Annotated in this window: 24 protein-coding genes and 2 pseudogenes; 23 read left to right on the top strand and 3 right to left on the bottom strand. The window is 37.9% G+C overall.

Annotated elements, in window-relative coordinates; all coding sequences use genetic code 11:
• Positions 1-817: 817 nt before the first annotated feature.
• Positions 818-1,648: a hypothetical protein gene (locus DZB84_RS12210; RefSeq protein WP_116352536.1), complete on the bottom strand. Its 831-nt coding sequence runs from the start codon at positions 1,646-1,648 to the stop codon at positions 818-820.
• A 78-nt stretch (positions 1,649-1,726) separates the two neighbouring features.
• Complete coding sequence (locus DZB84_RS12205) at positions 1,727-2,098, bottom strand: rhodanese-like domain-containing protein (protein WP_116352535.1); 372 nt, start codon at positions 2,096-2,098, stop codon at positions 1,727-1,729.
• A 154-nt stretch (positions 2,099-2,252) separates the two neighbouring features.
• Here DZB84_RS12205 and DZB84_RS12200 point away from each other — a divergent pair, with 154 nt between their 5' ends.
• The 4 genes and pseudogenes from DZB84_RS12200 to DZB84_RS12185 all read left to right on the top strand — a co-directional run bounded on the left by DZB84_RS12200 (position 2,253) and on the right by DZB84_RS12185 (position 7,424).
• Positions 2,253-3,089, top strand: coding sequence for a lipoate--protein ligase family protein (locus DZB84_RS12200; protein ID WP_116352534.1), 837 nt, complete (start codon positions 2,253-2,255; stop codon positions 3,087-3,089).
• Positions 3,090-3,429: 340 nt separating this feature from the next.
• Positions 3,430-5,382 (top strand): annotated as a pseudogene (locus tag DZB84_RS12195) (vitamin B12-dependent ribonucleotide reductase); the annotation flags it as partial.
• A gap of 379 nt (positions 5,383-5,761) precedes the next feature.
• Positions 5,762-6,373 (top strand): annotated as a pseudogene (locus tag DZB84_RS12190) (vitamin B12-dependent ribonucleotide reductase); the annotation flags it as partial.
• 166 nt (positions 6,374-6,539) lie between these two features.
• Complete coding sequence (locus DZB84_RS12185; RefSeq protein ID WP_116352533.1) at positions 6,540-7,424, top strand: patatin-like phospholipase family protein; 885 nt, start codon at positions 6,540-6,542, stop codon at positions 7,422-7,424.
• A gap of 57 nt (positions 7,425-7,481) precedes the next feature.
• On the opposite strand, the gene DZB84_RS12180 is transcribed toward DZB84_RS12185, so the two are convergent.
• Complete coding sequence (locus DZB84_RS12180) at positions 7,482-7,889, bottom strand: SA1362 family protein (RefSeq protein WP_116352532.1); 408 nt, start codon at positions 7,887-7,889, stop codon at positions 7,482-7,484.
• 296 nt (positions 7,890-8,185) lie between these two features.
• Here DZB84_RS12180 and DZB84_RS12175 point away from each other — a divergent pair, with 296 nt between their 5' ends.
• The 19 genes from DZB84_RS12175 (at position 8,186) to DZB84_RS12085 (ending at position 21,965) form a co-directional block, all read left to right on the top strand.
• A complete protein-coding gene (locus DZB84_RS12175) occupies positions 8,186-8,707 on the top strand; it encodes a YqhR family membrane protein (protein ID WP_116352531.1) in 522 nt (173 codons plus the stop codon).
• Positions 8,708-8,800: 93 nt separating this feature from the next.
• Positions 8,801-9,862, top strand: coding sequence for a M24 family metallopeptidase (locus DZB84_RS12170; RefSeq protein WP_116352530.1), 1,062 nt, complete (start codon positions 8,801-8,803; stop codon positions 9,860-9,862).
• A gap of 39 nt (positions 9,863-9,901) precedes the next feature.
• Positions 9,902-10,459: an elongation factor P gene (efp, locus tag DZB84_RS12165; RefSeq protein ID WP_116352529.1), complete on the top strand. Its 558-nt coding sequence runs from the start codon at positions 9,902-9,904 to the stop codon at positions 10,457-10,459.
• 208 nt (positions 10,460-10,667) lie between these two features.
• Positions 10,668-10,949, top strand: a complete 282-nt coding sequence (locus tag DZB84_RS12160; RefSeq protein ID WP_116352528.1) for a YqhV family protein — start codon at positions 10,668-10,670, stop codon at positions 10,947-10,949.
• A gap of 76 nt (positions 10,950-11,025) precedes the next feature.
• Positions 11,026-11,949, top strand: a complete 924-nt coding sequence (gene spoIIIAA / locus DZB84_RS12155) for a stage III sporulation protein AA (RefSeq protein WP_116352527.1) — start codon at positions 11,026-11,028, stop codon at positions 11,947-11,949.
• The gene (gene spoIIIAB / locus DZB84_RS12150) at positions 11,950-12,465 is read left to right on the top strand and encodes a stage III sporulation protein SpoIIIAB (RefSeq protein WP_116352526.1); all 516 of its coding nucleotides are present in this window, start codon (positions 11,950-11,952) and stop codon (positions 12,463-12,465) included.
• 15 nt (positions 12,466-12,480) lie between these two features.
• Positions 12,481-12,687 (top strand): stage III sporulation protein AC, encoded by a 207-nt coding sequence (gene spoIIIAC, locus DZB84_RS12145; RefSeq protein ID WP_010284588.1) that lies wholly within the window; start codon positions 12,481-12,483, stop codon positions 12,685-12,687.
• Between the two features lie 13 nt (positions 12,688-12,700).
• On the top strand, positions 12,701-13,090 hold the full coding sequence (gene spoIIIAD, locus DZB84_RS12140) for a stage III sporulation protein AD (protein WP_083849220.1): 390 nt from the start codon (positions 12,701-12,703) through the stop codon (positions 13,088-13,090).
• Positions 13,091-13,115: 25 nt separating this feature from the next.
• Positions 13,116-14,312 (top strand): stage III sporulation protein AE, encoded by a 1,197-nt coding sequence (gene spoIIIAE / locus DZB84_RS12135; RefSeq protein ID WP_116352525.1) that lies wholly within the window; start codon positions 13,116-13,118, stop codon positions 14,310-14,312.
• A 50-nt stretch (positions 14,313-14,362) separates the two neighbouring features.
• A complete protein-coding gene (spoIIIAF, locus tag DZB84_RS12130; RefSeq protein ID WP_116352524.1) occupies positions 14,363-15,004 on the top strand; it encodes a stage III sporulation protein AF in 642 nt (213 codons plus the stop codon).
• Positions 15,005-15,676, top strand: coding sequence for a stage III sporulation protein AG (gene spoIIIAG, locus DZB84_RS12125; protein ID WP_116352523.1), 672 nt, complete (start codon positions 15,005-15,007; stop codon positions 15,674-15,676). It abuts the gene before it with no gap.
• A gap of 1 nt (position 15,677) precedes the next feature.
• The gene (locus tag DZB84_RS12120; protein WP_116352522.1) at positions 15,678-16,274 is read left to right on the top strand and encodes a SpoIIIAH-like family protein; all 597 of its coding nucleotides are present in this window, start codon (positions 15,678-15,680) and stop codon (positions 16,272-16,274) included.
• A gap of 245 nt (positions 16,275-16,519) precedes the next feature.
• Positions 16,520-17,020: an acetyl-CoA carboxylase biotin carboxyl carrier protein gene (accB, locus tag DZB84_RS12115; RefSeq protein ID WP_116352521.1), complete on the top strand. Its 501-nt coding sequence runs from the start codon at positions 16,520-16,522 to the stop codon at positions 17,018-17,020.
• A gap of 94 nt (positions 17,021-17,114) precedes the next feature.
• On the top strand, positions 17,115-18,464 hold the full coding sequence (gene accC / locus DZB84_RS12110; RefSeq protein WP_116352520.1) for an acetyl-CoA carboxylase biotin carboxylase subunit: 1,350 nt from the start codon (positions 17,115-17,117) through the stop codon (positions 18,462-18,464).
• Between the two features lie 26 nt (positions 18,465-18,490).
• On the top strand, positions 18,491-18,901 hold the full coding sequence (locus tag DZB84_RS12105) for an Asp23/Gls24 family envelope stress response protein (protein WP_116352519.1): 411 nt from the start codon (positions 18,491-18,493) through the stop codon (positions 18,899-18,901).
• A gap of 143 nt (positions 18,902-19,044) precedes the next feature.
• Entirely contained in the window at positions 19,045-19,437 is a 393-nt protein-coding gene (nusB, locus tag DZB84_RS12100; protein WP_116352518.1) for a transcription antitermination factor NusB, read from the top strand.
• Positions 19,438-19,505: 68 nt separating this feature from the next.
• On the top strand, positions 19,506-20,372 hold the full coding sequence (gene folD / locus DZB84_RS12095; RefSeq protein WP_116352517.1) for a bifunctional methylenetetrahydrofolate dehydrogenase/methenyltetrahydrofolate cyclohydrolase FolD: 867 nt from the start codon (positions 19,506-19,508) through the stop codon (positions 20,370-20,372).
• Positions 20,373-20,384: 12 nt separating this feature from the next.
• Positions 20,385-21,731, top strand: a complete 1,347-nt coding sequence (gene xseA / locus DZB84_RS12090; protein WP_116352516.1) for an exodeoxyribonuclease VII large subunit — start codon at positions 20,385-20,387, stop codon at positions 21,729-21,731.
• A complete protein-coding gene (locus DZB84_RS12085; protein WP_116352515.1) occupies positions 21,732-21,965 on the top strand; it encodes an exodeoxyribonuclease VII small subunit in 234 nt (77 codons plus the stop codon).

Raw genomic sequence — 21,965 nt, 5'->3', positions numbered from 1 at the left:
AAGCATATCCACCTTCACCTGCTAAATAAGCGTCAACTACATTTTGCTTAAATCCTTCATCATATTTGACCACAAAAAACACCCCAAAAGTTAGAATTATTCGTCTAACTTTTGGGGTGCACATCAATATGGTTGGTCTTTTTTATTTGTTTTTGATTGGATATTAGAGTTGAAGTACGTGGCACTTGTTTGACTGATGTTGAGTGAGGATGGGTAACTTATATTGTAGAATCGTTCCCGTTGTGAGATTGTTTTCAAGTGAATAGTAACGAAAGGTAAAACGTACCACTTTTGTGATTGGGAAGAAGCAAAAGGTAACTCTAGCCAATACACAAGTTTCTTTAGATTGTCATTTTTAATAACGGCAAAAAATTAAGTAGTGATGATCAAGTAAACGTCTTAAAGAGACACTTAATTGTAAAAGATTAGGAAACACTGTTTCGGTAAATGCCGTAAAGAGGTTCGTGATTGTAAAAGATTAGGAAACACTGTTCCGCTAAATGCCGTAAAGAGGTTCGTGATTGTAAAAAATTAGGAAACACCGATCCAGCAAACGTCATAAAGTGGTTCTTATTTGTAAAAAATCAGGGAACGCTAAACCCGCAAACCCCATCATCGGTATATCACCCAATCGTAGTATGATAAATGATATACCGCAAACAACTTAAACGGTATATCACTCACCCGTAAAACAATAAATGGTATATCGTAAACAACAAAAGCGGTATACCCTGTTACCTAAAAATAAAATAACTCTCTATTTGATAGATTACCACATCTAACTTTCTTCCAGATCCATCATTTAACTCTACCTTTCTTAATCAATAATTAATAACGCCCCAAGTAATGGCAAAAGAAGTGCTACAATCCATAACGGTAGGAATAGCTTTCTTGATTTTATTACTTTCTTTGGCGGAAGACTGAATGTATAAATACTTTTATGTAAACAATTCATTACTGCAAAAATTAGGATGGTCCCAATAAAACTATATAGAAGTGAAACAACATAGTATTCCATTTTTTTATCAGTAAATGGAATCTCCCTTATTAAAAATGTCAAAATCAGTGAAATCAACGCAATAAAAAATATGGTTCCGAAGTTTTTTAATAATAGTTTTGGTGATCTTGCAATTGCGTCCCTTACAGTGGTGTCCTCTAGAACAATAATATACGGGGTTAGGGAATAAAATAATACAATTAAAATCCCTAAAAGGGATAATGGCAAAAAAACATTTGAGATAATAAAGAGTATTCCACTGATGAAAAACTCGATTATCGAAAACCTCACCATTCTATCAAAATAATAAGGGGCTATTTTTAGGATGGAATATGTATTATCAGGACCTACTAAAAAGCATTTCATGGAGCCGAGGTATATGCTGAGCGCATAGCTTTTTAATAGCAGAATGATAATGGTAGCTATGCTGGTAAGCAACCAATTTATTGTTAGTCCCTGAAAAGGTAATATAACATCCTTTATTAATGGGATTCCAAATGGTACTGCGTAACTATTGCTAAAATATAATATACTGAAACCTGCATATGCTCCTATTGTTCCAATGAATGTGAGAAATACGTTTACTATAAGTGGAATGATGATTAGTCTTGGATGGTAGATGGTATGGTAAAGTCCTTTCGAAATGTTCAAAATATCACCTCGAGTTATTTCTTTACATAGTTTATCATAAACAAGACACGAAAAAACCTATTCCCAGAATGGAATAGGTTATTTTTTCTTTATTTTACCTGACCACTTTTTAAACCCACCTTGCAGCTGGTAAAGTTCTTTATAGCCTTTTCTACGAAGTAATTGTGCTGCACGGCCACTACGAACAGTGTTTTGGCAGTATAAGTAGACTGGTTTATCAGGTCTGATTTCAGTTAAGCGCATTTTCATTTGTGATAATGGAATATTACGTGCACCTAGAATATGACCCCCGTCAAATTCGTTTGGTTCACGGACATCGATTAGTTGTGCTTTACGATATCCTTCACGAAACTGTTCTTCGTTTAAAACAGTTACTATTTTTCTTTGGTAGAAGAATGTGATAATTCCGTATGCGATGATTGCACCTAAAACAATTAAAAGTATTTCCAAAATCAATCTACTCCTTTTTCTATCTCTCTTTTCTATTATATTCGTGTGTTTAAAAAGAATCAAAGGAATTCTCTGGAGGTTTTGATTTTGAAAAACAATTTTTGTTCTGATAGACTAAAGAATGGCAAACAATATTGAACAAAGAGGGTTTCGTATGGAAAAAGAGGTATGGAGATTTATTGATTCTGGCAATTGTTCGCCAGAATTTAATATGGCTTTAGATGAAGCCTTACTTGATTGGAATAGTGAGGGTAAAATTCCACCGACAATTCGTTTTTATGGTTGGAATCCAGCGACACTATCAATTGGTTATTTTCAAAAGGTAGAAAGAGAAATTGACTTAGCAGCTGTGAAAAAATATGGTCTAGGCTTTGTTCGTCGTCCGACAGGTGGAAGAGGGGTATTACACGATCAGGAGCTTACTTATAGTGTGATTGTGTCAGAGGAACATCCTGAAATGCCTAAAACGGTAACAGAGGCATATCGTGTCATATCTGAGGGCGTTTTGCAAGGCTTTCGCAAACTAGGTCTTGATGCATATTTTGCTGTTCCAAAGACAGCTGAAGAGCGCGAAGGACTAAAAAATCCACGTTCGGCTGTGTGCTTTGATGCACCTTCTTGGTACGAACTTGTTGTTGAAGGAAGGAAAGTAGCGGGTAGTGCACAAACGAGACAAAAGGGTGTCATTCTTCAACATGGTTCGATCCTACTAGATATAGATGAAGATAAATTATTCGATTTATTTAAATATCCAAGTGAGCGTGTCAAAGAAAGGATGCAGCGAAATTTCAAAAATAAAGCAGTTGCTATAAATGCATTAAGGAATATTCCGGTTACGATTGAAGAGGCGAAGAAAGCTTTTAAGGAAGGTTTTGAGGAAGGCCTTAATGTTGTGCTTGAGCCATATCAATTAACTAATGAAGAATTGGATTATGTAAATGAAATTGCAGAAAGACGATACAAAACAGATGAATGGAATTTTAAACGATAAACGACTTTTTTTAGTCGTTTTTTACTAGGTAAAACTTGAAATCTTTGGTATAACTGGGTTTCGTCTATATAGGTAAAAAGCAACCGACAAAATTCTTCAAAATAAGCGAAAAAATTTAGTTTACCTAGTTTTTCCTCCGTTTTTCTTTATATATTATATTATTTTCAGTTTGACAAAATAGATTTTATTTATATAAAAATCAATATGTAGTGGTGTCGAAAATTATTTTAACACTATATATTGATTTTTGTGTTGTCTTTCAAATGGATATATGATACTTTAATTTTATCACAATAAAACAATCACAATTGAATTAATAGATTTAAAGGGAGATGTGGGAATGACTGTTGTGCTAGAAAAAATGAATATTAATGTAGAAAGGTTGAACCAGGACATACGCCTTTTTCCTCAGGTCCATCCAGTTACAGTGGACATGAAGATTACGCATAAGGGCGTATCTAGGCTTGTAATGCTTGACCGGTATACGTTTAAGGATACAGAGAAGCTTACTTTAGCAGAAGGTGACTTTGTTGTCCTAACAATCAAAGAGGATCCAAAGTTTCCTGCACGTGGCTTAGGTTTCATCGTTGACATCGATTGGGAAAAGAAGACAGCCCGGGTATTGGTAGAAGAAGAGTATCGTGGTGTGTTGGACAACCCTGAGGAAGTGGAGACAGGAATTGTGAATCGCTCACTAGATGTTATTGAGAAGCCACTTGAAATTTTCTATGAGCAAATCGCAAAAAGAAATGCTACTGGTTTAGCTTCAGTTGAGAAAACAGAAGAAAAACGAAAGGAATGGTTTGAAAAATTCTATCAAGAGCTTGTAAGCCTAAACTTCATTCCAGCTGGTCGAGTTCTTTACGGAGCAGGTGCGGATACGGATGTTACGTATTTTAACTGTTACGTGATGCCGTTTGTTCAGGACTCTCGCGAAGGGATCTCTGAGCACCGCAAACAAGTAATGGAAATCATGAGCCGTGGAGGCGGTGTAGGGACAAACGGTTCTACATTACGCCCACGTAACACACTAGCACGCGGTGTAAATGGTAAGTCATCTGGTTCTGTTTCATGGTTAGATGACATTGCGAAATTAACACATCTTGTTGAACAGGGTGGGTCACGCAGAGGGGCCCAAATGATCATGCTATCCGATTGGCATCCGGATATCATTGAATTCATCATATCGAAAATGCAAAATCCAAGAATTCTTCGTTATTTAATCGAAAATACAGAAGATGAAACAATTAAAAAATACGCTCAAGAAAAGTTAAAATTCACTCCATTTACAGAGCAGGAAGTTCAAATGTACCAAGGTATTGTGAACTATAAACAAATTCCTGGTTACGGTGGGTTTAGTGAGAAAATTATTAAAGATGCTGAGCAAAAATTAGTAACTGGCGGAACTTACAGTGTTCATAATCCTGAGTTCTTAACAGGTGCAAATATTTCAGTATGTATCACAAAAGATTTTATGCAAGCTGTTGAAGAAGATAGAATGTATGAACTTAAATTCCCGGATGTTGAAAGCTACAATGAAGAAGAAATGAAAATCTATAATGAAGAATGGCACAAGGTTGGAGACGTACGAGAATGGGAAAAGCTTGGTCATAAAGTACGTGAGTACCGTAAGATTAAAGCCAAAGACCTTTGGAACCTAATTAATATCTGTGCAACTTATGCTGCAGAACCAGGAATATTCTTCATTGATAATGCAAATGACATGACAAATGCACAAAGCTATGGTCAAAAAGTCGTTGCAACTAACCCATGTGGAGAGCAACCCCTCGCACCGTACAGTGTTTGTAACCTTGCAGCGGTTAACTTAGCTGAAATGGTTGATAAAGAAACAAGAACTGTTAACTTTGAAAAGCTCAAGCAAACAGTTGAAGTTGGAGTAAGAATGCAAGATAACGTAATCGATGCAACTCCATACTTCTTAGAAGCGAATAAAAACCAAGCATTAGGTGAACGCCGTGTTGGTCTTGGTGTTATGGGATTACACGATCTTCTTATCTACTGTGAAACAGAATACGGTTCAGAGGAAGGAAATAAGTTAGTTGACGAAGTGTTCGAAACAATCGCAACTACTGCTTACCGTGCTTCGATTGAACTGGCAAAAGAAAAAGGAAGTTTCCCATTCTTAGAAGGAAATTCAGCTGAGGATGGCGATCGAATTAGAGAAGCCTTCATAAACACAGGATACATGCAAAAAATGCCAGAGGATATCAAAGAAGGAATCAAAGAACACGGAATTCGTAACTCACACTTACTAACCGTTGCTCCTACGGGTAAACAACTTGCCCCCTATATTCGTAAGAATGTAGCGTAAACTTGGCTGTATGCGGGAAACTCTGAGAATCCTTTTGTACTCGTGCGCCAACACATTAAGAGTAAAAATCAAAAGGTGCAGACAATCCGCAGGGAAGGCGTGGCTGCCCCCTCAACGACTACATGCCGAGCAACCAGTGTCAATTACAGGAATTCGATGGGGATTGGAAATCTGCTAACAAACTTTCAAATTTGGTAAGCTTATGTGAATATCCATGTCATCGAAAGAGACATAGTAAAAAGAATTAACTGGTTGGTGATATAGTCTGACCCATATGGCGACATATGGAGTGGGTAATAATAGTCCCACCCTCTATTGAAAATAGAGAGTAACAAACGTGAGCACAGGAACAATGGTTGGCGTTTCAACAGGTTTAGAACCTTACTTCTCATTCTCATATTTCAGAAGTGGACGCTTAGGTAAGTTTATTGAAGTAAAAGCAGATATCGTTCAAGAATATCTGGATCAACACCCAGAAGCAGATCCAAACAACCTTCCAAAGTGGTTCGTTTCTGCAATGGAACTTTCACCAGAAGCGCATGCTGACGTACAATGTGTCATCCAGCGCTGGATTGATAGTTCTATCAGTAAAACTGTTAATGCACCGAAAGGCTATACTGTATCTCAAGTAGAGGCTGTATACGAGCGTCTTTACAAAGGTGGAGCAAAAGGTGGTACGGTTTACGTTGACGGAAGCCGTGACGCTCAGGTTCTTACTTTAAAAGCTGAAGAGAATACCTTTGAAGATACAGAAGTGACAACACAAGAAGAAGAAAAACCAAAAAGCCGTGTCGTCCTTATGGATACAATCATTGACTTACGTCAAACGGATGTAACCATTGGTTCTGAAGTGGGTGACACTTGCCCAGTATGTCGTCAAGGTACAGTCGAAGACCTTGGTGGATGTAACACATGTACAAACTGCGGTGCACAACTTAAATGTGGATTGTAAAACTAAACACTAAGAGGGAATCAAATCGATTCCTTCTTTTTTTATGCTCCAAAATATTCATTCGTACTAAATCCCTAGCATTGTGATTAAAAATGTATAAAGGCATTGCTGTAACATTTTTAGCAGAACGCCCTTGCTTCAATAGTGGGGGATTGGGAGGGGTTCTATGTTAATCGATGGCGTTTTTTCGGGTGGGGGTATTAAAGGATTTGCCTTAATTGGAGCGTACCAAGCAATCGAAGAAAGAGGATTAGCCTTCGAAAGAATGGCGGGAACGAGTGCAGGTTCCTTAATTGCCGCCTTAATCGCAGCGGGGTATACAAGTGGTGAGATTATTGAACTCATGGAAGAATTAGACCTTGGTGATTTTTTAGATCAACGAAAAGCCTTTTTACCTACACCCTTAGCTAAATGGCTTCTTTTATATTGGCGTCTTGGCTTATATAAAGGTGATATGTTAGAGAAATGGATTTATCAAAAACTCCGTGCCAAGGGTGTTGTCACCTTTCAAAACCTCCCACCAGGCCGATTACGTATTATTGCTTCCGACTTAACCAATGGGAGAATCATGGTGTTGCCCGATGACCTAGAGCGCTATGGCATTCATCCAGCATCCTTTCCCGTTGCTAAAGCGGTTCGGATGAGCTGCAGCCTTCCGTACTTTTTTGAGCCAGTCCGTTTAAAAGATTATCAAGGCAATACAATTGTTGTGGATGGTGGGGTGCTATCAAACTTTCCAATCTGGCTTTTTGATGAGGAAAAAAAGCTAAAAAAGCGACCGGTCCTTGGTATCAAGCTAAGTGGGAGCAGTCAACAGCAAAAACAAAATAAAATTCATAATGCCATCGATATGTTTGGAGCCCTTTTCGAAACCATGAAAAATGCCCATGATGCACGGTATATTTCGCGTCGACATGAAAAAAATATCATTTTTATCCCTATTGAAAGCGGGTTAACGACAGAATTTGGGGTAACGGATGAAAAAAAGCAAGAGCTTATTTTGCAAGGTAAAATCCGTGCCGAATCATTTTTACGTACCTGGTGCTATTGAATTAATAAAACAAAAGAAGAATCAAAAAAACTTTATTCAGTCGGTGCTGAATAAAGTTCAAAATAGTGCTCGGTTCTTCTTTTTTCCCTTTTTTCCTTCAATTACAGTTAGGTGTGTTGTGTTCGTTTTTCGCTTTTTATGAATAGGCGATACAGTCGATCGTTTTGTCGAGGTTGTTGTATGTTTCTTACTACCCATTCCTAATGTCTGTGATTTTCTTTGACTTCCAGATTTAAAACGCTTCCTGGATTGTTTAGCTGCGCGTAAATAAGCGGAATGTTCTTTTCCTCCCATTCGTCGACTAATCACAAATTTATATAGTAGATAGATTATCCCTACGAATAGGAAAATCATGCCTGCTTGCACGAGTAATGAACCTGGACGAGTGAAAAGAGTGTAGACAAATCCAAGTGCACCTAATCCTAGTAAAATCATTACGACTATATTTGATTTACGACGATTCATGAGATACACCTCCTGAAAACTATCCTTATATTGTATTAATTATCAATAACGTTGTTGCCCGTATATTTCAATAATGAAAAGATATTTTTAAAAATACGTCCTTCTTCTATTTATATTCTACAAGATATCCTAATAAACCTCTATGTTAACGACATCATTTATTTAGAAAATTGATAAATTATTCATAAACATTTACTATTGTACCCAGCAATTTCCATTGCTACACATTTTTCCATGAATTTTTTCAAATAGATTAAAAAAGTTATGGACATACTACCAAATGGAGGTGTTGACCTGTGGTAGATGCTGAAAAGAAAAATCCAGAACTTGAACAAAATAAACAAAATGGTGATATGTCTTTAATGGGTAAGGTTGTTGTCATAGGTTTGTTCGGGGGCATATTTTGGAGTTTACTTTCCTATTTTACGTATGTTTTTCATTTTACTGAACTGAGCCCTAATCTTATCCTTAAGCCATGGATCCTTGGTGATTGGAAAAATCATATGTTAGGTCAGTTTATTGGGATTTTTGTAATTGGTATTATCTCAATTGGTGTAGCACTTTTATATTATGCTTTACTAAAAAAATATCAGTCCATATGGGTTGGTGCCTTATTTGGCATTATCTTGTGGCTCATTGTCTTTTATGTGTTTAATCCAATTTTTCCGGATATTAAAACTGTTGCGGAACTAGAGCGTAATACAGTTATTACTACTATATGCGTTTATATTCTATATGGTGTCTTTATTGGTTACTCGATTTCATTTGAGGAAAATGAAATGAGGGGCGAAAGACAAGCGGTTTCAACAAATGAGTAGGTGAATTAGAGAAAATTATGATAGAATGTTCTTGTTCGAACATTCTATTTTTAAGGGAGTTTTACGTATTAGAGTACTGAGGGGGAAATCTAGATGAGTAAATTAGAAAAATTGCGCGAAAGTTTTTCTGGATTTGGAATCGATGGTTTATTAGTTACGAATAGCTACAACAGACGTTACATAACAAATTTCACCGGTACAGCTGGAGTTGCACTCATTTCTGAAAATGCAGCAGTATTTATTACAGATTTTCGCTATGTCGAGCAAGCCAATGAACAGGTAAAGGAATTTGAAATTGTTCAACATTCAGGTCCGATCATTGAAGAGGTTGCAAAACAAGCTGAAAAAATGGGAATTAAGAAGCTTGGATTTGAGCAAGAGGACCTTTCTTTTGCGACATATACAGCATACGACAAAGATGTGAAAGCTGAACTTGTCCCAGTTTCAGGTGCAATTGAAAAGTTACGCTTGATTAAGACAGAGTCAGAGATTAAGATATTAAAGGAAGCAGCGGAGATAGCTGACGCCGCCTTTACACATATCTTAGATGTAATTCGTCCTGGTATCACAGAAATTGAAGTTTCTACTGAGCTAGAATTCTTTATGCGAAAACAAGGAGCTACTTCATCTTCATTCGACACAATCGTTGCATCCGGGTATCGTTCTGCCCTGCCACACGGCGTAGCAAGCGACAAAGTGATTGAGAAAGGTGATTTTGTAACCCTTGATTATGGTGCCTATTATAAAGGATATTGTTCAGATATCACACGTACCGTTGCGGTTGGAACTCCTAGCGATGAATTAAAAAACATATATGATGTTGTTTTAGAAGCTCAACTTCGAGGTATGGCAGGAATCAAGGCTGGCATTACAGGAAAAGAAGCTGATGCTCTAACCCGTGATTATATTGCAGAAAAAGGCTATGGTGAATTCTTTGGTCATTCTACTGGGCACGGATTAGGTATGGAGGTTCATGAGCAGCCAGGACTATCATTCAGATCAGATAATGTACTTGAGCCTGGAATGATTGTAACTTGTGAACCAGGAATTTACATAGCGGGTCTTGGTGGCGTGAGAATTGAAGACGATCTTGTTGTTAGAAAAGACGGCAATGAAGCTCTTACTTTCTCTACTAAGGAATTAATTATTCTATAGACAAAGTTTTGTCGGAATTGGATTAGGAGGAAATAATATATGATTTCAGTAAACGATTTTCGTACAGGTTTAACAATTGAGGTAGACGGTGGAATTTGGAGAGTAATGGATTTCCAACACGTTAAGCCAGGTAAAGGAGCAGCTTTCGTACGTTCAAAGCTTCGTAACCTTCGTACAGGTGCAGTTCAAGAAAAAACATTCCGTGCTGGTGAAAAAGTAGCAAAAGCACAAATCGAAAACCGCAGAATGCAATATCTATATGCGAATGGTGATTCACATGTATTCATGGACAATGAATCTTATGAGCAAATCGAATTACCAGCATCTGCAATTGAGTATGAATTAAAGTTCTTGAAAGAAAATATGGAAGTTCACATCATGATGTTCCAAACTGAAACACTTGGAGTCGAGCTCCCAAATACTGTCGAGCTTAAAGTTGTTGAAACAGAGCCAGGTATCAAAGGGGACACGGCTTCTGGCGGTTCAAAACCTGCTACCCTTGAAACAGGATTAATTGTTCAAGTTCCTTTCTTCATTAATGAAGGAGATGTATTAATCATCAACACAGATGAAGGTTCTTACATATCACGTGCGTAATAAATATTGAGATTTCAGGTAGAACTCACCGTTTGAGGTGGGTTCTTTTTTTATTAATTTGGAAAAAAAGAGGTCGAAGAATCTGAATGTAAAATCCACAAACATAATTCCCTCACCTCCCCACCAACACTCCCACAAAATTTCCTCTTCTGAAAATCACTGAACAAGCATAGGTTGTACAAAAGAAAATTATTGGGTGGGGACTTCAATGAAACGATTATTATCGGTGTTTGATTCAACAGTTTTAACGATGGCTGGACTGAGGATCATATCTGGATGCTTAGAAATTACGGCGGCCATTTTAATGCTAACTTTTAATGATGTGAAAAAAGCACTGGCCGTCAATGCGATGCTCGCGATTGTGGGACCGCTGATTTTGATTGCAACAATGTCGATTGGACTAATTGGATTGGCTGATCAGTTGTCTTATTCAAAGCTTTTATTTATAGGGCTCGGGGTTGCGTTTATTTTGTATGGAATCTTCCGCTAGAAATCACATGTGTAGGCATAATGTGTCCAAGCTAGCATACATTGAATTATGAGAGTTTAGATGAGGAGTTTACCATATGAAAGAGATAGTCGACGTTTTACCGAAAACAATCGCTAATCTAATAGCCAAGTATCCTCCAGAACGCAAAGAAAAAATGGAAGAAATCCGAATTAGGGTATCAAGACCTCTAGAAATTATTGAGAGTGGAATTCCAATTTTCCACAACTATATCGTGACAAGTGAAGATGCCATTCAGCTCCTTAACAAGCTTGGTCAATACTCAATTTATACGCTTGAAGAAGAGCTGAAACGTGGCTATGTGACGATTCAAGGTGGGCATCGAGTGGGACTAGCTGGTAAGGTCATTACAGAAAGTGGAATGGTTAAAGCCATTCGTGATGTTACCTCCTTTAATATTCGGGTGGCCAAACAAAAAATCGGTGTCGCTGAACCACTTGCTCCATATCTCTATGACTCATATTGGAAAAATACCATCCTTATTGGTCCACCGCAAACTGGTAAAACAACATTATTAAGGGACCTTGCACGGATGATTAGCACAGGAATAGAAACAAGACGCATTCCCGCAATGAAGGTGGGAATTGTGGATGAACGTTCAGAGATTGCAGGATGTGTAAAAGGTGTTCCACAAGCGACACTAGGACCAAGGGTTGATGTCCTAGATGCTTGTCCGAAGGCAGAAGGAATGATGATGATGATCAGGTCAATGAGTCCTGATGTATTAATAGTGGACGAGATTGGTAGAGATGAAGACAGTCAGGCAATTATGGAGGCCGTAAATGCCGGTGTAAGTTTGATTGTTACAGCACATGGCCATCAAATTTCAGATCTCATGAAGCGACCGTCTTTAGAAAAAATAATTAACGCAGGGGTAATCGAGAGGTTTGTAGAGCTATCACGCACAAAAGGGCCAGGAACAATTAAAGCGATCCTTGGTCCATCTGGCAAGCAACTTTTACCAAAAGTGAGCGTGACATAAATGATAAAAATGATTGGAGCTATTTTAATATTACTTGCTACAACATGGGCTGGATTTGAGGCAGCACGCAAGTTAAGTGAAAGACCGCGCCAACTGAGAATGCTTAAGACAGCATTGCAATCACTTGAGGCGGAAATCATGTATGGACATGTCCCATTAATAGATGTGGCTACCCATCTTGCAAGACAAATTCCGAAGCCAGTTTCTTATTTTTTTGAGGGATTTGCAAAACGGCTTCAAACTGGAGAGGTCAGTGTAAAAGTAGCCTGGGATGAGAGTCTGAAAGAGGTGTCTAAGTTGACAGCTTTTCACCAAGGAGAAATTGAGATTCTTCAGCAGTTTGGTGAGACGCTTGGACAACATGACAGAACCTCACAACAAAAACACATTTTACTCGCTATTACCCATCTTGAACGAGAAGAAAGCGAAGCAAAAGATAGACAATTGCGTTATGAAAAAATGGTGAAAAGCCTGGGCTTTTTGTCAGGATTATTAGTAGTCATTTTATTGATTTAGGGGGAGAAGAAGCGCATGGGAGTGGATGTAAATATTATTTTTCAAATAGCCGGTGTAGGAATTGTGGTTGCCTTTCTCCATACAATCCTAGATCAGATGGGTAAAAAGGAGTATGCCCAGTGGGTAACGTTATTGGGCTTCATCTATATCCTGTTTATGGTCGCAACAATCGTAGAGGACCTCTTTAAAAAGATTAAAGCTGTATTTCTCTTTCAGGGGTAAGGAGGGGTGAGCGATTGAGATTATACAAATCGTTGGATTAGGTCTAATTGGGACCTTTCTAGCACTCATTGTAAAAGAACAAAAACCAACCTTTGCCTTTATGCTAGTTGTATTTATTGGCTGTGTGATTTTTCTCTTTTTAGTGGGAGAAATTTCCGACATCATTCGGATGCTTGAGAAAGTGGCCATTAATGCAAATGTGAACACCGTTTATGTGGAAACCATACTTAAGATCATCGGGATAGCCTATATTGCTGAGTTTGGAGCACAAATTACAAAGGATGCAGGGCAGGGATCCATTGCCTCAAAGATTGAACTCGGAGGAAAAATATTAATTTTAGCAATGGCGATACCAATTTTAACAGTTTTAATAGAAACAATTATTGGACTAATTCCAAGTTAAATCCGGTTTCCAAGGGGGTGGTTGAGTGACCAGTAGTAAAGTTTTTTCTTTTGGAGTATTATTGCTATTCTTTTTCTCATTACCTCAATTTGTACAAGCATCACCCTCACAGCAAGAAATCATCGACAATCAAATTCAAAATCAGGTTGAGGAACAGTTAGAAACCCTCGGCATCGACGAAATAAAACAATTCTGGGATGAAATAGTAACAGATTATGGTGGATATTTACCTGAAAGTCAAAAGGGTAGTTTACTAGAATTCATCCGTGGCGAGAAGGAGCTCTCATTGAAGGAGTGGTTGCTTGGACTCGTCAAATTCGTGTTTCATGAGTTAATTGCCAATGGAAAGCTTCTAAGTACACTAATCATGCTTACGGTTTTTAGTATGTTTTTACAAACCCTTCAAAATTCATTTGAGAAAAGTGCTGTCAGCAAGGTGGCCTATGCAATTGTATACATGGTGTTAATCATTATCGCATTAAATAGCTTCCGGGTTGCGATTATGTACACCGAGGAAGCCATCCAATCGATGATTAATTTTATCTTAGCTCTTGTGCCTTTGTTGCTAGCATTGGTGGCATCCTCAGGTGGAGTCGCTTCTGCTGCATTGTTCCACCCACTGATTTTATTTTTAATGAATACAAGTGGGCTTTTGATTCAATATATCGTTTTACCATTATTGTTTATGGCAGCGTTATTGAGCATCGTAAGTACTTTAAGTGAACAATACAAGGTAACACAGTTAGCCCAGTTACTAAGAAATGCGAGTATCGGAATCATTGGTGTGTTCTTGACTATTTTTCTTGGGGTTATATCCGTACAGGGTACTACAACAGCGGTTGCCGACGGAATCACAATCAGGACTGCAAAATTTATTACCGGAAATTTTATCCCAGTCATTGGTCGGATGTTCACGGATGCCACCGATACGGTAATAAGTGCCTCGGTCCTTTTAAAAAATACGGTTGGAATTTTTGGGGTGATCATTCTTCTATTAATTGCAGTGTTTCCTGCGATTAAAGTGCTATCTTTAGCGATTATTTATAAATTGGCAGCTGCACTCTTACAACCACTCGGCGGGGGACCTGTTATTGCTTGTTTAGATATCATCAGTAAAAGCGTTGTTTATATTTTTGCAGCATTAGCTATCGTGTCACTGATGTTTTTCCTAAGTATTACGGTGATTGTCGCAGCTGGAAACTTGACATTAATGGTTAGATAAAAAGCGGAATGCTTCTATAAGCTAGACAAATAGACTTGGAGGTGAGGACAATGAGTTTTATAGCTGAATGGATAACAAATATTATTTTATTTATATTACTTGCCACCATTGTGGACATGCTTCTGCCAAGCTCGAGTATGCAAAAATACGTAAAAATGGTAACAGGGCTTTTGTTAATCCTAATCATCCTCACTCCATTGTTCTCACTTTTTAAAACCGATCTTGATCAAGCCTTGTTAAATATGAATCTAAAACCGGTTCAATCAGAAAAAAATCTAGAAAATTTAATAGATTTGAAGAAAAAAGAAATACAAGCCTCACAACGTGCATATATTTTAGAAACGATGGCTGTCCAATTGGAATCTGAAGTAGAAGAGGAGTTGGTGCAAAACGAATATGATTTAACAGTTCAAAAAGTAAATGTATTCCTTTCGAGTGCAGTTGACGTTAAGGAAACTGTTACTTTGGACGACATTCAGTCAATCGAGGTGGTGTTATCAAAAGAGACTGCCGAGCCTGATGATGTCCCAGTTGTCAAACCAGTTGAGATTGATACCTCCAAACAGACTGAACCAGTGTATAAAAAAGTAGATCAAACCAACGTCAAAGCAATCACCAAATCATTATCTACTAGATGGGAAATTGACTCAGATAAAATCGTAGTCACTGTGGAAGGGGGGAAAGAGTCGTAGATGGATAAGAACAAAGGAATTCTGAATACAATCAAAGGGATGTTCTCCGGGTCTAAGGATGGACCACCAGATAAAAAAGGAAACAAAAAAAACCAATATTTTTTACTCTTATTAGCAGTTGGAATAGCCTTTATGTTAATTAGTAATCTATTTTCTGGTGACAAACCTACATCTTCTGTTATGACAGCATCGTCTTCAGACGTAAGTGCAAAAGATGAGCCAGCGTTTGGACAGCAGAAGGATGACCTGACAATGGCAATTTCAAAATATGAGGATCGTTATGAAAACGAGCTCAAGGAGGCACTCGAAGCCATTGCGGGAGTAGAGGATGTAATTGTGTCAGTTAGTGTAGACGCTACTGAAACAAAGATACTTGAAAAAAACACCGTAACCCAAAGCCAAATCACAAGTGAGGAGGACAGGGATGGTGGAAAAAGACAAGTAGAAGATATAACAAGTGATGAACAAGTTGTCATCATCCGGAGTGGTGATTCTGAAACACCGATTATCTTGAAAATTGAAAAGCCTGATATTCGTAGTGTTCTAATCGTCGCTAAGGGTGTTGAGAACGCAAAAATAAAACAAATGGTAGTTGAGGCAGTAACTAAAGGATTTGATGTTCCAAATCATAAGGTAGCTGTTGTACCAAGGAAAACGAAGGGGGATTCATAAAATGTTATTGAAAAAACAAACGGTATGGTTATTAACAATGTTAAGTCTAGTTGTAGTGTTGTCAGTCTATTATATTACAACACCTGAAAACAACAATAATAATGTGGCAATGGAGCAGGATGAGCAAAAGGATAATGAAAAAGATAATGTAGAAACATCAACTGAAAATAAAGATGGTGCGAGTGTTACAGTAGAAGAGGATGAAGATGGCAACGTCATTTCTTCTGTTGCAAGTGATGATATGTTTGCCGCATTACGCTTAGAAATTGACGAGCACCGCAGTAAATTAAGAAGTACTCTTGAGGATCAAACGGCTTCAACTGAGCTTACAGCGGATCAAAAGCTAAAAGCTTATGATGAACTAAAGAAGCTTGATGATATCGAAACAAAAGAAAAAATTATTGAAATGCTGATCAAAGGGAATAATTACGAAGATGCTCTTGTTCGCGTAGAGGGTGACAAAATTAAGATTACAGTTAAAGCAAAGGAAAGCTCTAAAAAGGCAGCGAATGATATTTTACGTCTGGTACGCAGCGAGTTAGGCGACCTTCAAAATCTTGCTGTACAATTCGAAGTAACGGGTGAAAAAGAAAAATAAGTGTTACGAAAGCACGGTATGAATGCCGTGCTTTTTATTTTTTTCATAAATAAATGAAATTTGGGGAAGGTTTTGATATGATTTGTTTACTGATGATAACGTTTTCGATAAAAAATCTCAGCAAAATATTGAAATGCACCTTTTAAGTATCGTATCATATTAGTATGTGGTACTAATACTAGCAATAAAATGCTGACCTACATTTGAAAATATATTTTTATTTAATCACAAGGAGTGTAACCGAAATGTTAAAAATTCAAGAGCTACGTGAGCTTATTAAGTTAGTTGATCATTCAAATATTGATGAGTTTACATTTGAGAGCGAAGGCTCAAAAATCAAAATGAAAAAAAATAAAGAAACAACTATTCAAACAGTAGTTGAAAACAAGGCACAAGCACAGCCAGTTGCGCCGGTTGTAACTGAAGTACCTCAGGCTGCAGCGCAACCTGCACAGCCACAAACACAGCAAGCAGAACCTGTTGCCGCTTCACCAGCAGTAGATGAAAATTTACATAAAATCGTTTCTCCAATGGTTGGTACATTCTATGCTTCTCCATCACCAGATGCTGATGCTTATGTTAAAAAAGGTGATAAAGTAAAAGAAGATTCAGTCGTTTGTATCGTTGAAGCCATGAAGCTATTTAACGAGATCGAAGCAGAAGTGAATGGAGAAATCGTTGAAATATTAGTTGAGAATGGTCAGCTTGTGGAGTATGGCCAACCATTATTTCTAGTAAAAGCATAAAGTCTTGTTCAAAAAGGAGGAGGGTTTAAAAGACTAAATGTCAATTCTATTCGGCCAACTTTTTGAACATCACATAAAGTAAGGAGCTTACCCTATGTTAAAAAAGATATTAATAGCAAATCGTGGAGAAATTGCAGTTCGTATTATTCGTGCTTGTAAAGAACTTGGAATTGAAACGGTAGCCGTTTTTTCAGAGGCAGATCGTGAATCACTCCACGTTCAATTAGCAGATGAGGCCTATTGTATAGGTCCTAAATCTTCAAAAGATAGCTATTTGAATTTTACGAATATCATTAGTGTTGCAAAGCTAACAGAGAGTGAAGGAATTCATCCTGGTTATGGTTTTTTAGCAGAAAATGCCGATTTCGCAGAGCTTTGTCGTGAAGTGAACCTCACTTTCATCGGTCCAAGTCCTGAAGCAATTAACAAAATGGGGACAAAGGATGTAGCGCGTGAAACGATGAGAGAAGCGGGAGTACCAATCGTACCTGGTTCCCAAGGTATCATCAAAGATGCAGATGAAGCAATCGCACTTGCCAATGAAATGGGGTACCCAGTTATTATCAAAGCTACCGCTGGTGGCGGTGGTAAAGGGATCCGAGTGGCCAAGAATGAAGAGGAACTTGTTAAAGGCATTAACATTACTCAACAAGAAGCGGCAACTGCCTTTGGTAACCCAGGCGTATATATTGAAAAATATATTCAAGATTTCCGTCATGTAGAAATTCAAGTATTAGCCGATAACCATGGAAATGTGATACATTTAGGAGAGAGAGATTGCTCAATTCAACGACGTTTGCAAAAGCTTGTTGAGGAAACTCCATCACCTGCTCTAAATGAAACAACGAGACAAAAAATGGGTGAGGCAGCCGTTAAAGCGGCAAAAGCTGTTGATTATTCAGGTGCGGGTACAATTGAATTCATCTATGATCACATTAATGATCAATTTTATTTCATGGAAATGAATACAAGAATTCAAGTTGAGCATCCAGTAACTGAAATGGTAACGGGCGTAGACTTAATTAAAGAAATGATTCGCGTTGCATCTGGAAAAGAGCTTTCAATAACCCAAAGTGATGTAACCTTTAATGGTTGGGCAATTGAATGCCGAATCAATGCAGAGAACCCTGAGAAGAACTTTATGCCTTCTCCTGGAAAAATTGAAATGTATTTACCTCCTGGTGGTTTTGGGGTAAGAGTGGACTCTGCTGCATATCCTGGCTATTCAATACCTCCATATTATGATTCAATGATTGCGAAGCTCATTACATATGGGGCAACAAGAGAAGAAGCGATTGCAAGAATGAAGCGAGCTCTCAGTGAATTTGTCATTGAAGGTGTACACACGACAATTCCATTCCATTTTAAGCTTATGAATCATGAAAAATTTGTAGGTGGGGACTTCAATACAAAATTTCTTGAATTATACGAGGTTATGAAGTAGTACACTAATGTAGGAGGTGCTTGCTGATGGCAGCGGAAACGAATATTTTAGAAATGGATCAAGGTAGTAACAGTCTTGGTAAGGTTGAGATTGCACCAGAGGTAATCGAAGTAATTGCAGGTATCGCTTCTTCAGAGGTTGAAGGGGTAGCACAAATGAGAGGTAACTTTGCTTCTGGAGTGGTTGAAAAGCTAGGCAAGAAAAATCACGGAAAAGGTGTCAAGGTTGAATTAACAGAAACAGGTATTATTGTTGATGTATTCTGTGTGATGAACTTTGGCGTTTCGATTCCAAATGTAGCTCGTCAAATTCAAGACAATGTACGACAAGCTTTATTGAATATGACAGCTTTAGATGCAAATGAGGTAAATATCCACGTTGTTGGTGTCTTATTTGAATCCCAAAAGCAGGAAGCACTAATTGAAGAAGAAATGTAAGGGAAAATTGTCTGATGGCAAACGCTGTCAGGCATTTTTTATTTTCAACTTTAGGGTTGGTTTTTATTTTGAAATTATTTTATGATATTATCATGTTATTAGAATGTAAATGTTAGGTTTACTATACATAAAGGAGAAATAGAATGAAAAGACGTACAGCACGACAAAAGGCTTTACAATCGTTATTTCAGGTAGACGTAAGCGGAAGTGAGCCAAATGAAGCGATTGAAAGTGTATTGGAAGAAGAGTCTTCGAATCCATTCTTAGAGCAACTGGTTCATGGAGTAGTCGAACATAAGGAAGAAATTGATGACTTATTACGAGGGCATCTTGAAAAATGGAATCTTGAAAGGCTTGCAAATGTAGATCGCTCGATTTTGCGAATTGCTGTGTATGAGATGAAATACGTGGAGGAAATCCCGGTAAAGGTCAGTATTGATGAGGCAATCGAGCTTGCTAAAGAATTTGGGGATGATAGCTCTAGTCGTTTCGTCAATGCAATCTTATCAAAAATAAAGGATTCATTAGTGAAGTAACCATTACTTTGTGTTTTGAAAAATAGAATTCCGAAAAAGTCGAATGGATAACAAGGGAGAGTTGAAAATTGGCAGCAGAGATTATTAGTGGGAAAGAATTAGCGCAATCAAAACGTAATGAAATCGCATTAGAAGTACAAAAGTTATCTCAGCAAGGAATTGTTCCAGGCTTAGCTGTATTATTGGTGGGTAATGACCCTGCTTCAAGATCCTATGTAAAAGGGAAAGATAAAGCATGTAAGGAAACAGGTATCCATTCCCTAATGCTCGAATATCCGGAAACAATCACAGAAGAGTTTTTACTTGGGGAAATTGACCGCTTAAATCAAGATCCGTCTATCCATGGAATTCTTGTTCAATTACCATTGCCAAACACAATTAATGAAACAGCTGTTATCGAAAGAATCTTACCTGAAAAAGATGTCGATGGTTTCCACCCGATAAATATTGGTCGAATGATGACTGGACAAGATGCTTTTCTTCCATGCACCCCGTTTGGAATCATTGAAATGGTGAAATCCAAGCAAATTTCAATTGAGGGTAAACATGTTGTAGTGGTTGGAAGAAGTAATATTGTCGGAAAGCCTGTTGGTCAACTCTTCCTTAAAGAAAATGCGACAGTGACTTATTGCCATTCAAGAACAACAAACCTAAAAGAAATGACACTTCAAGCTGATATTTTAGTTGCTGCTGTTGGTAAGGCGAATTTTATTCCTGGTGACTATATTAAAGAAGGCGCAGTTGTAATCGATGTTGGCGTAAATCGTCTTGAATCCACTGGAAAGCTTGTTGGTGACGTTGTGTTCGATGAAGCAAAGGAAAAAGCAAGTTATATTACACCAGTTCCAGGTGGAGTAGGTCCAATGACAATTACTATGCTTCTGCATAATACCGTTCAATCAGCAAAGAATGTTGCCCTTCTTTCAAGGAAGTAGGGATCAGGTATAATGGATCAGAATCGTTATTTAACTGTAACAGCTTTAACCAAGTATATTAAACGGAAATTTGATGCTGACCCTCACCTCCAGGATATTTGGGTGAAGGGAGAAATCTCAAATTTTAAAGCACATAGTCGTGGGCATATGTATTTTACGATTAAGGATGGACAAGCGCGAATTCAAACAGTTATGTTTGCTGGTTATAACCGTGATTTGAAGTTTACTCCAGAAAACGGGATGAAAGTATTACTTCGCGGCGAGGTAACAGTTTTTGAATCGAACGGAAATTATCAGCTCTATGTAAAAGAAATGCAGCCAGACGGCATCGGGAATTTATACTTAGCCTATGAGGAAATGAAAAAGCGACTTGAAGCAGAAGGGCTTTTTTCGCAAAAGTATAAAAAGCCCATCCCTAGAATCCCGCATTATATTGGCATTGTTACATCACCAACTGGTGCAGCAATCCGGGATATAATCACAACAATAAGACGTCGCTTTCCAATTGCAAAAGTTATTGTTTTTCCTGCTTTAGTTCAAGGAGTAAATGCAGGACCATCCGTCGTACAAGCTATTCAAAAAGCAAATGATTTTGGGAAAATTGATGTTCTTATTGTTGGACGTGGTGGTGGCTCGATTGAAGAGCTTTGGGCTTTTAATGAGGAAATTGTAGCACGTGCGATTTTTCAATCAAAGGTTCCGGTGATTTCAGCAGTAGGACATGAAACAGATATTACGATTGCCGATTTTGTTGCAGATTTACGTGCTCCTACACCAACCGGAGCTGCTGAGTTGGCTGTTCCGCACATGGCCGAGCTATCAGAACGTTTACTAGTGAGACATACACGTTTATTACGAGCTATGAAGGAAAAACTGATAAATGACTCAAAACGATTAGATACCTTGAAAAAGTCATATGCTTTTCGTTTTCCAAAAAATCTTTATGAACAAAAAGAGCAACAGCTTGACCGCTTAGTAGAACGTTTAGAAAGAGAAGCGGTTATGGCTATTTCTCGTAAGCAAGAGGCATTTCAAAAGGTAAAGCTTAGGCTGCAACATAACCACCCAAGTGAAAAGCTTATTCAAGCAAGACAAAAGCAGGATCTTAATACGAAAATGCTTGTAAAAGAATTTAAACAAATTCTAAAACAAAAGCAATTTGCTTTTTCAACAAAAGTAGCTAAGCTTGAAGCATTAAGTCCATTAAAAATTATGGATCGTGGCTATAGTCTCGTATATGATCAGGAACAACATTTAGTGAAAAGTGTAAAGCAAGTTGAATCGGGGAAATTAATCAAGGTAAAACTTACGGACGGTACCCTTGACTGTGAAGTAATTGAAATAGAGGAGAGACAATAAATGAGTGAAGAGAAGGTATTAACCTTTGAGGAAGCAATGGAGCAACTTGAACAAATTGTTGAACGACTTGAAGAAGGGGATGTCCCTTTAGAAAAAGCAATCACTTATTTCCAAGATGGAATGAAGCTTTCAAAGCTTTGTCATGACAAGCTTCAGCATGTTGAAAAGCAAATGGAGCAAATTTTGCGTGAAGATGGCGAACTTGAGCCGTTTACGATTCAGGAGGAAGAATAA

The sequence above is a fragment of the Bacillus sp. HNG genome, assembly GCF_003400205.1.
Classification (GTDB): domain Bacteria; phylum Bacillota; class Bacilli; order Bacillales; family Bacillaceae_L; genus Ferdinandcohnia.
The sequence above is the reverse complement of the archived record's forward strand: the minus strand, read 5'-3'. Positions and strand labels throughout refer to the sequence as shown.

Coding starts and splice junctions, on each gene's coding strand:
- DZB84_RS12200 (WP_116352534.1), top strand. CDS start 2,253: ATGGAAAAAGAGGTATGGAGATTTATTGATTCTGGCAATTGTTCGCCA.
- DZB84_RS12185 (WP_116352533.1), top strand. CDS start 6,540: ATGTTAATCGATGGCGTTTTTTCGGGTGGGGGTATTAAAGGATTTGCC.
- DZB84_RS12180 (WP_116352532.1), bottom strand. CDS start 7,889: ATGAATCGTCGTAAATCAAATATAGTCGTAATGATTTTACTAGGATTA.
- DZB84_RS12170 (WP_116352530.1), top strand. CDS start 8,801: ATGAGTAAATTAGAAAAATTGCGCGAAAGTTTTTCTGGATTTGGAATC.
- efp (WP_116352529.1), top strand. CDS start 9,902: ATGATTTCAGTAAACGATTTTCGTACAGGTTTAACAATTGAGGTAGAC.
- DZB84_RS12160 (WP_116352528.1), top strand. CDS start 10,668: ATGAAACGATTATTATCGGTGTTTGATTCAACAGTTTTAACGATGGCT.
- spoIIIAA (WP_116352527.1), top strand. CDS start 11,026: ATGAAAGAGATAGTCGACGTTTTACCGAAAACAATCGCTAATCTAATA.
- spoIIIAB (WP_116352526.1), top strand. CDS start 11,950: ATGATAAAAATGATTGGAGCTATTTTAATATTACTTGCTACAACATGG.
- spoIIIAC (WP_010284588.1), top strand. CDS start 12,481: ATGGGAGTGGATGTAAATATTATTTTTCAAATAGCCGGTGTAGGAATT.
- spoIIIAF (WP_116352524.1), top strand. CDS start 14,363: ATGAGTTTTATAGCTGAATGGATAACAAATATTATTTTATTTATATTA.
- spoIIIAG (WP_116352523.1), top strand. CDS start 15,005: ATGGATAAGAACAAAGGAATTCTGAATACAATCAAAGGGATGTTCTCC.
- DZB84_RS12120 (WP_116352522.1), top strand. CDS start 15,678: ATGTTATTGAAAAAACAAACGGTATGGTTATTAACAATGTTAAGTCTA.
- accB (WP_116352521.1), top strand. CDS start 16,520: ATGTTAAAAATTCAAGAGCTACGTGAGCTTATTAAGTTAGTTGATCAT.
- accC (WP_116352520.1), top strand. CDS start 17,115: ATGTTAAAAAAGATATTAATAGCAAATCGTGGAGAAATTGCAGTTCGT.
- DZB84_RS12105 (WP_116352519.1), top strand. CDS start 18,491: ATGGCAGCGGAAACGAATATTTTAGAAATGGATCAAGGTAGTAACAGT.
- nusB (WP_116352518.1), top strand. CDS start 19,045: ATGAAAAGACGTACAGCACGACAAAAGGCTTTACAATCGTTATTTCAG.
- xseA (WP_116352516.1), top strand. CDS start 20,385: ATGGATCAGAATCGTTATTTAACTGTAACAGCTTTAACCAAGTATATT.
- DZB84_RS12085 (WP_116352515.1), top strand. CDS start 21,732: ATGAGTGAAGAGAAGGTATTAACCTTTGAGGAAGCAATGGAGCAACTT.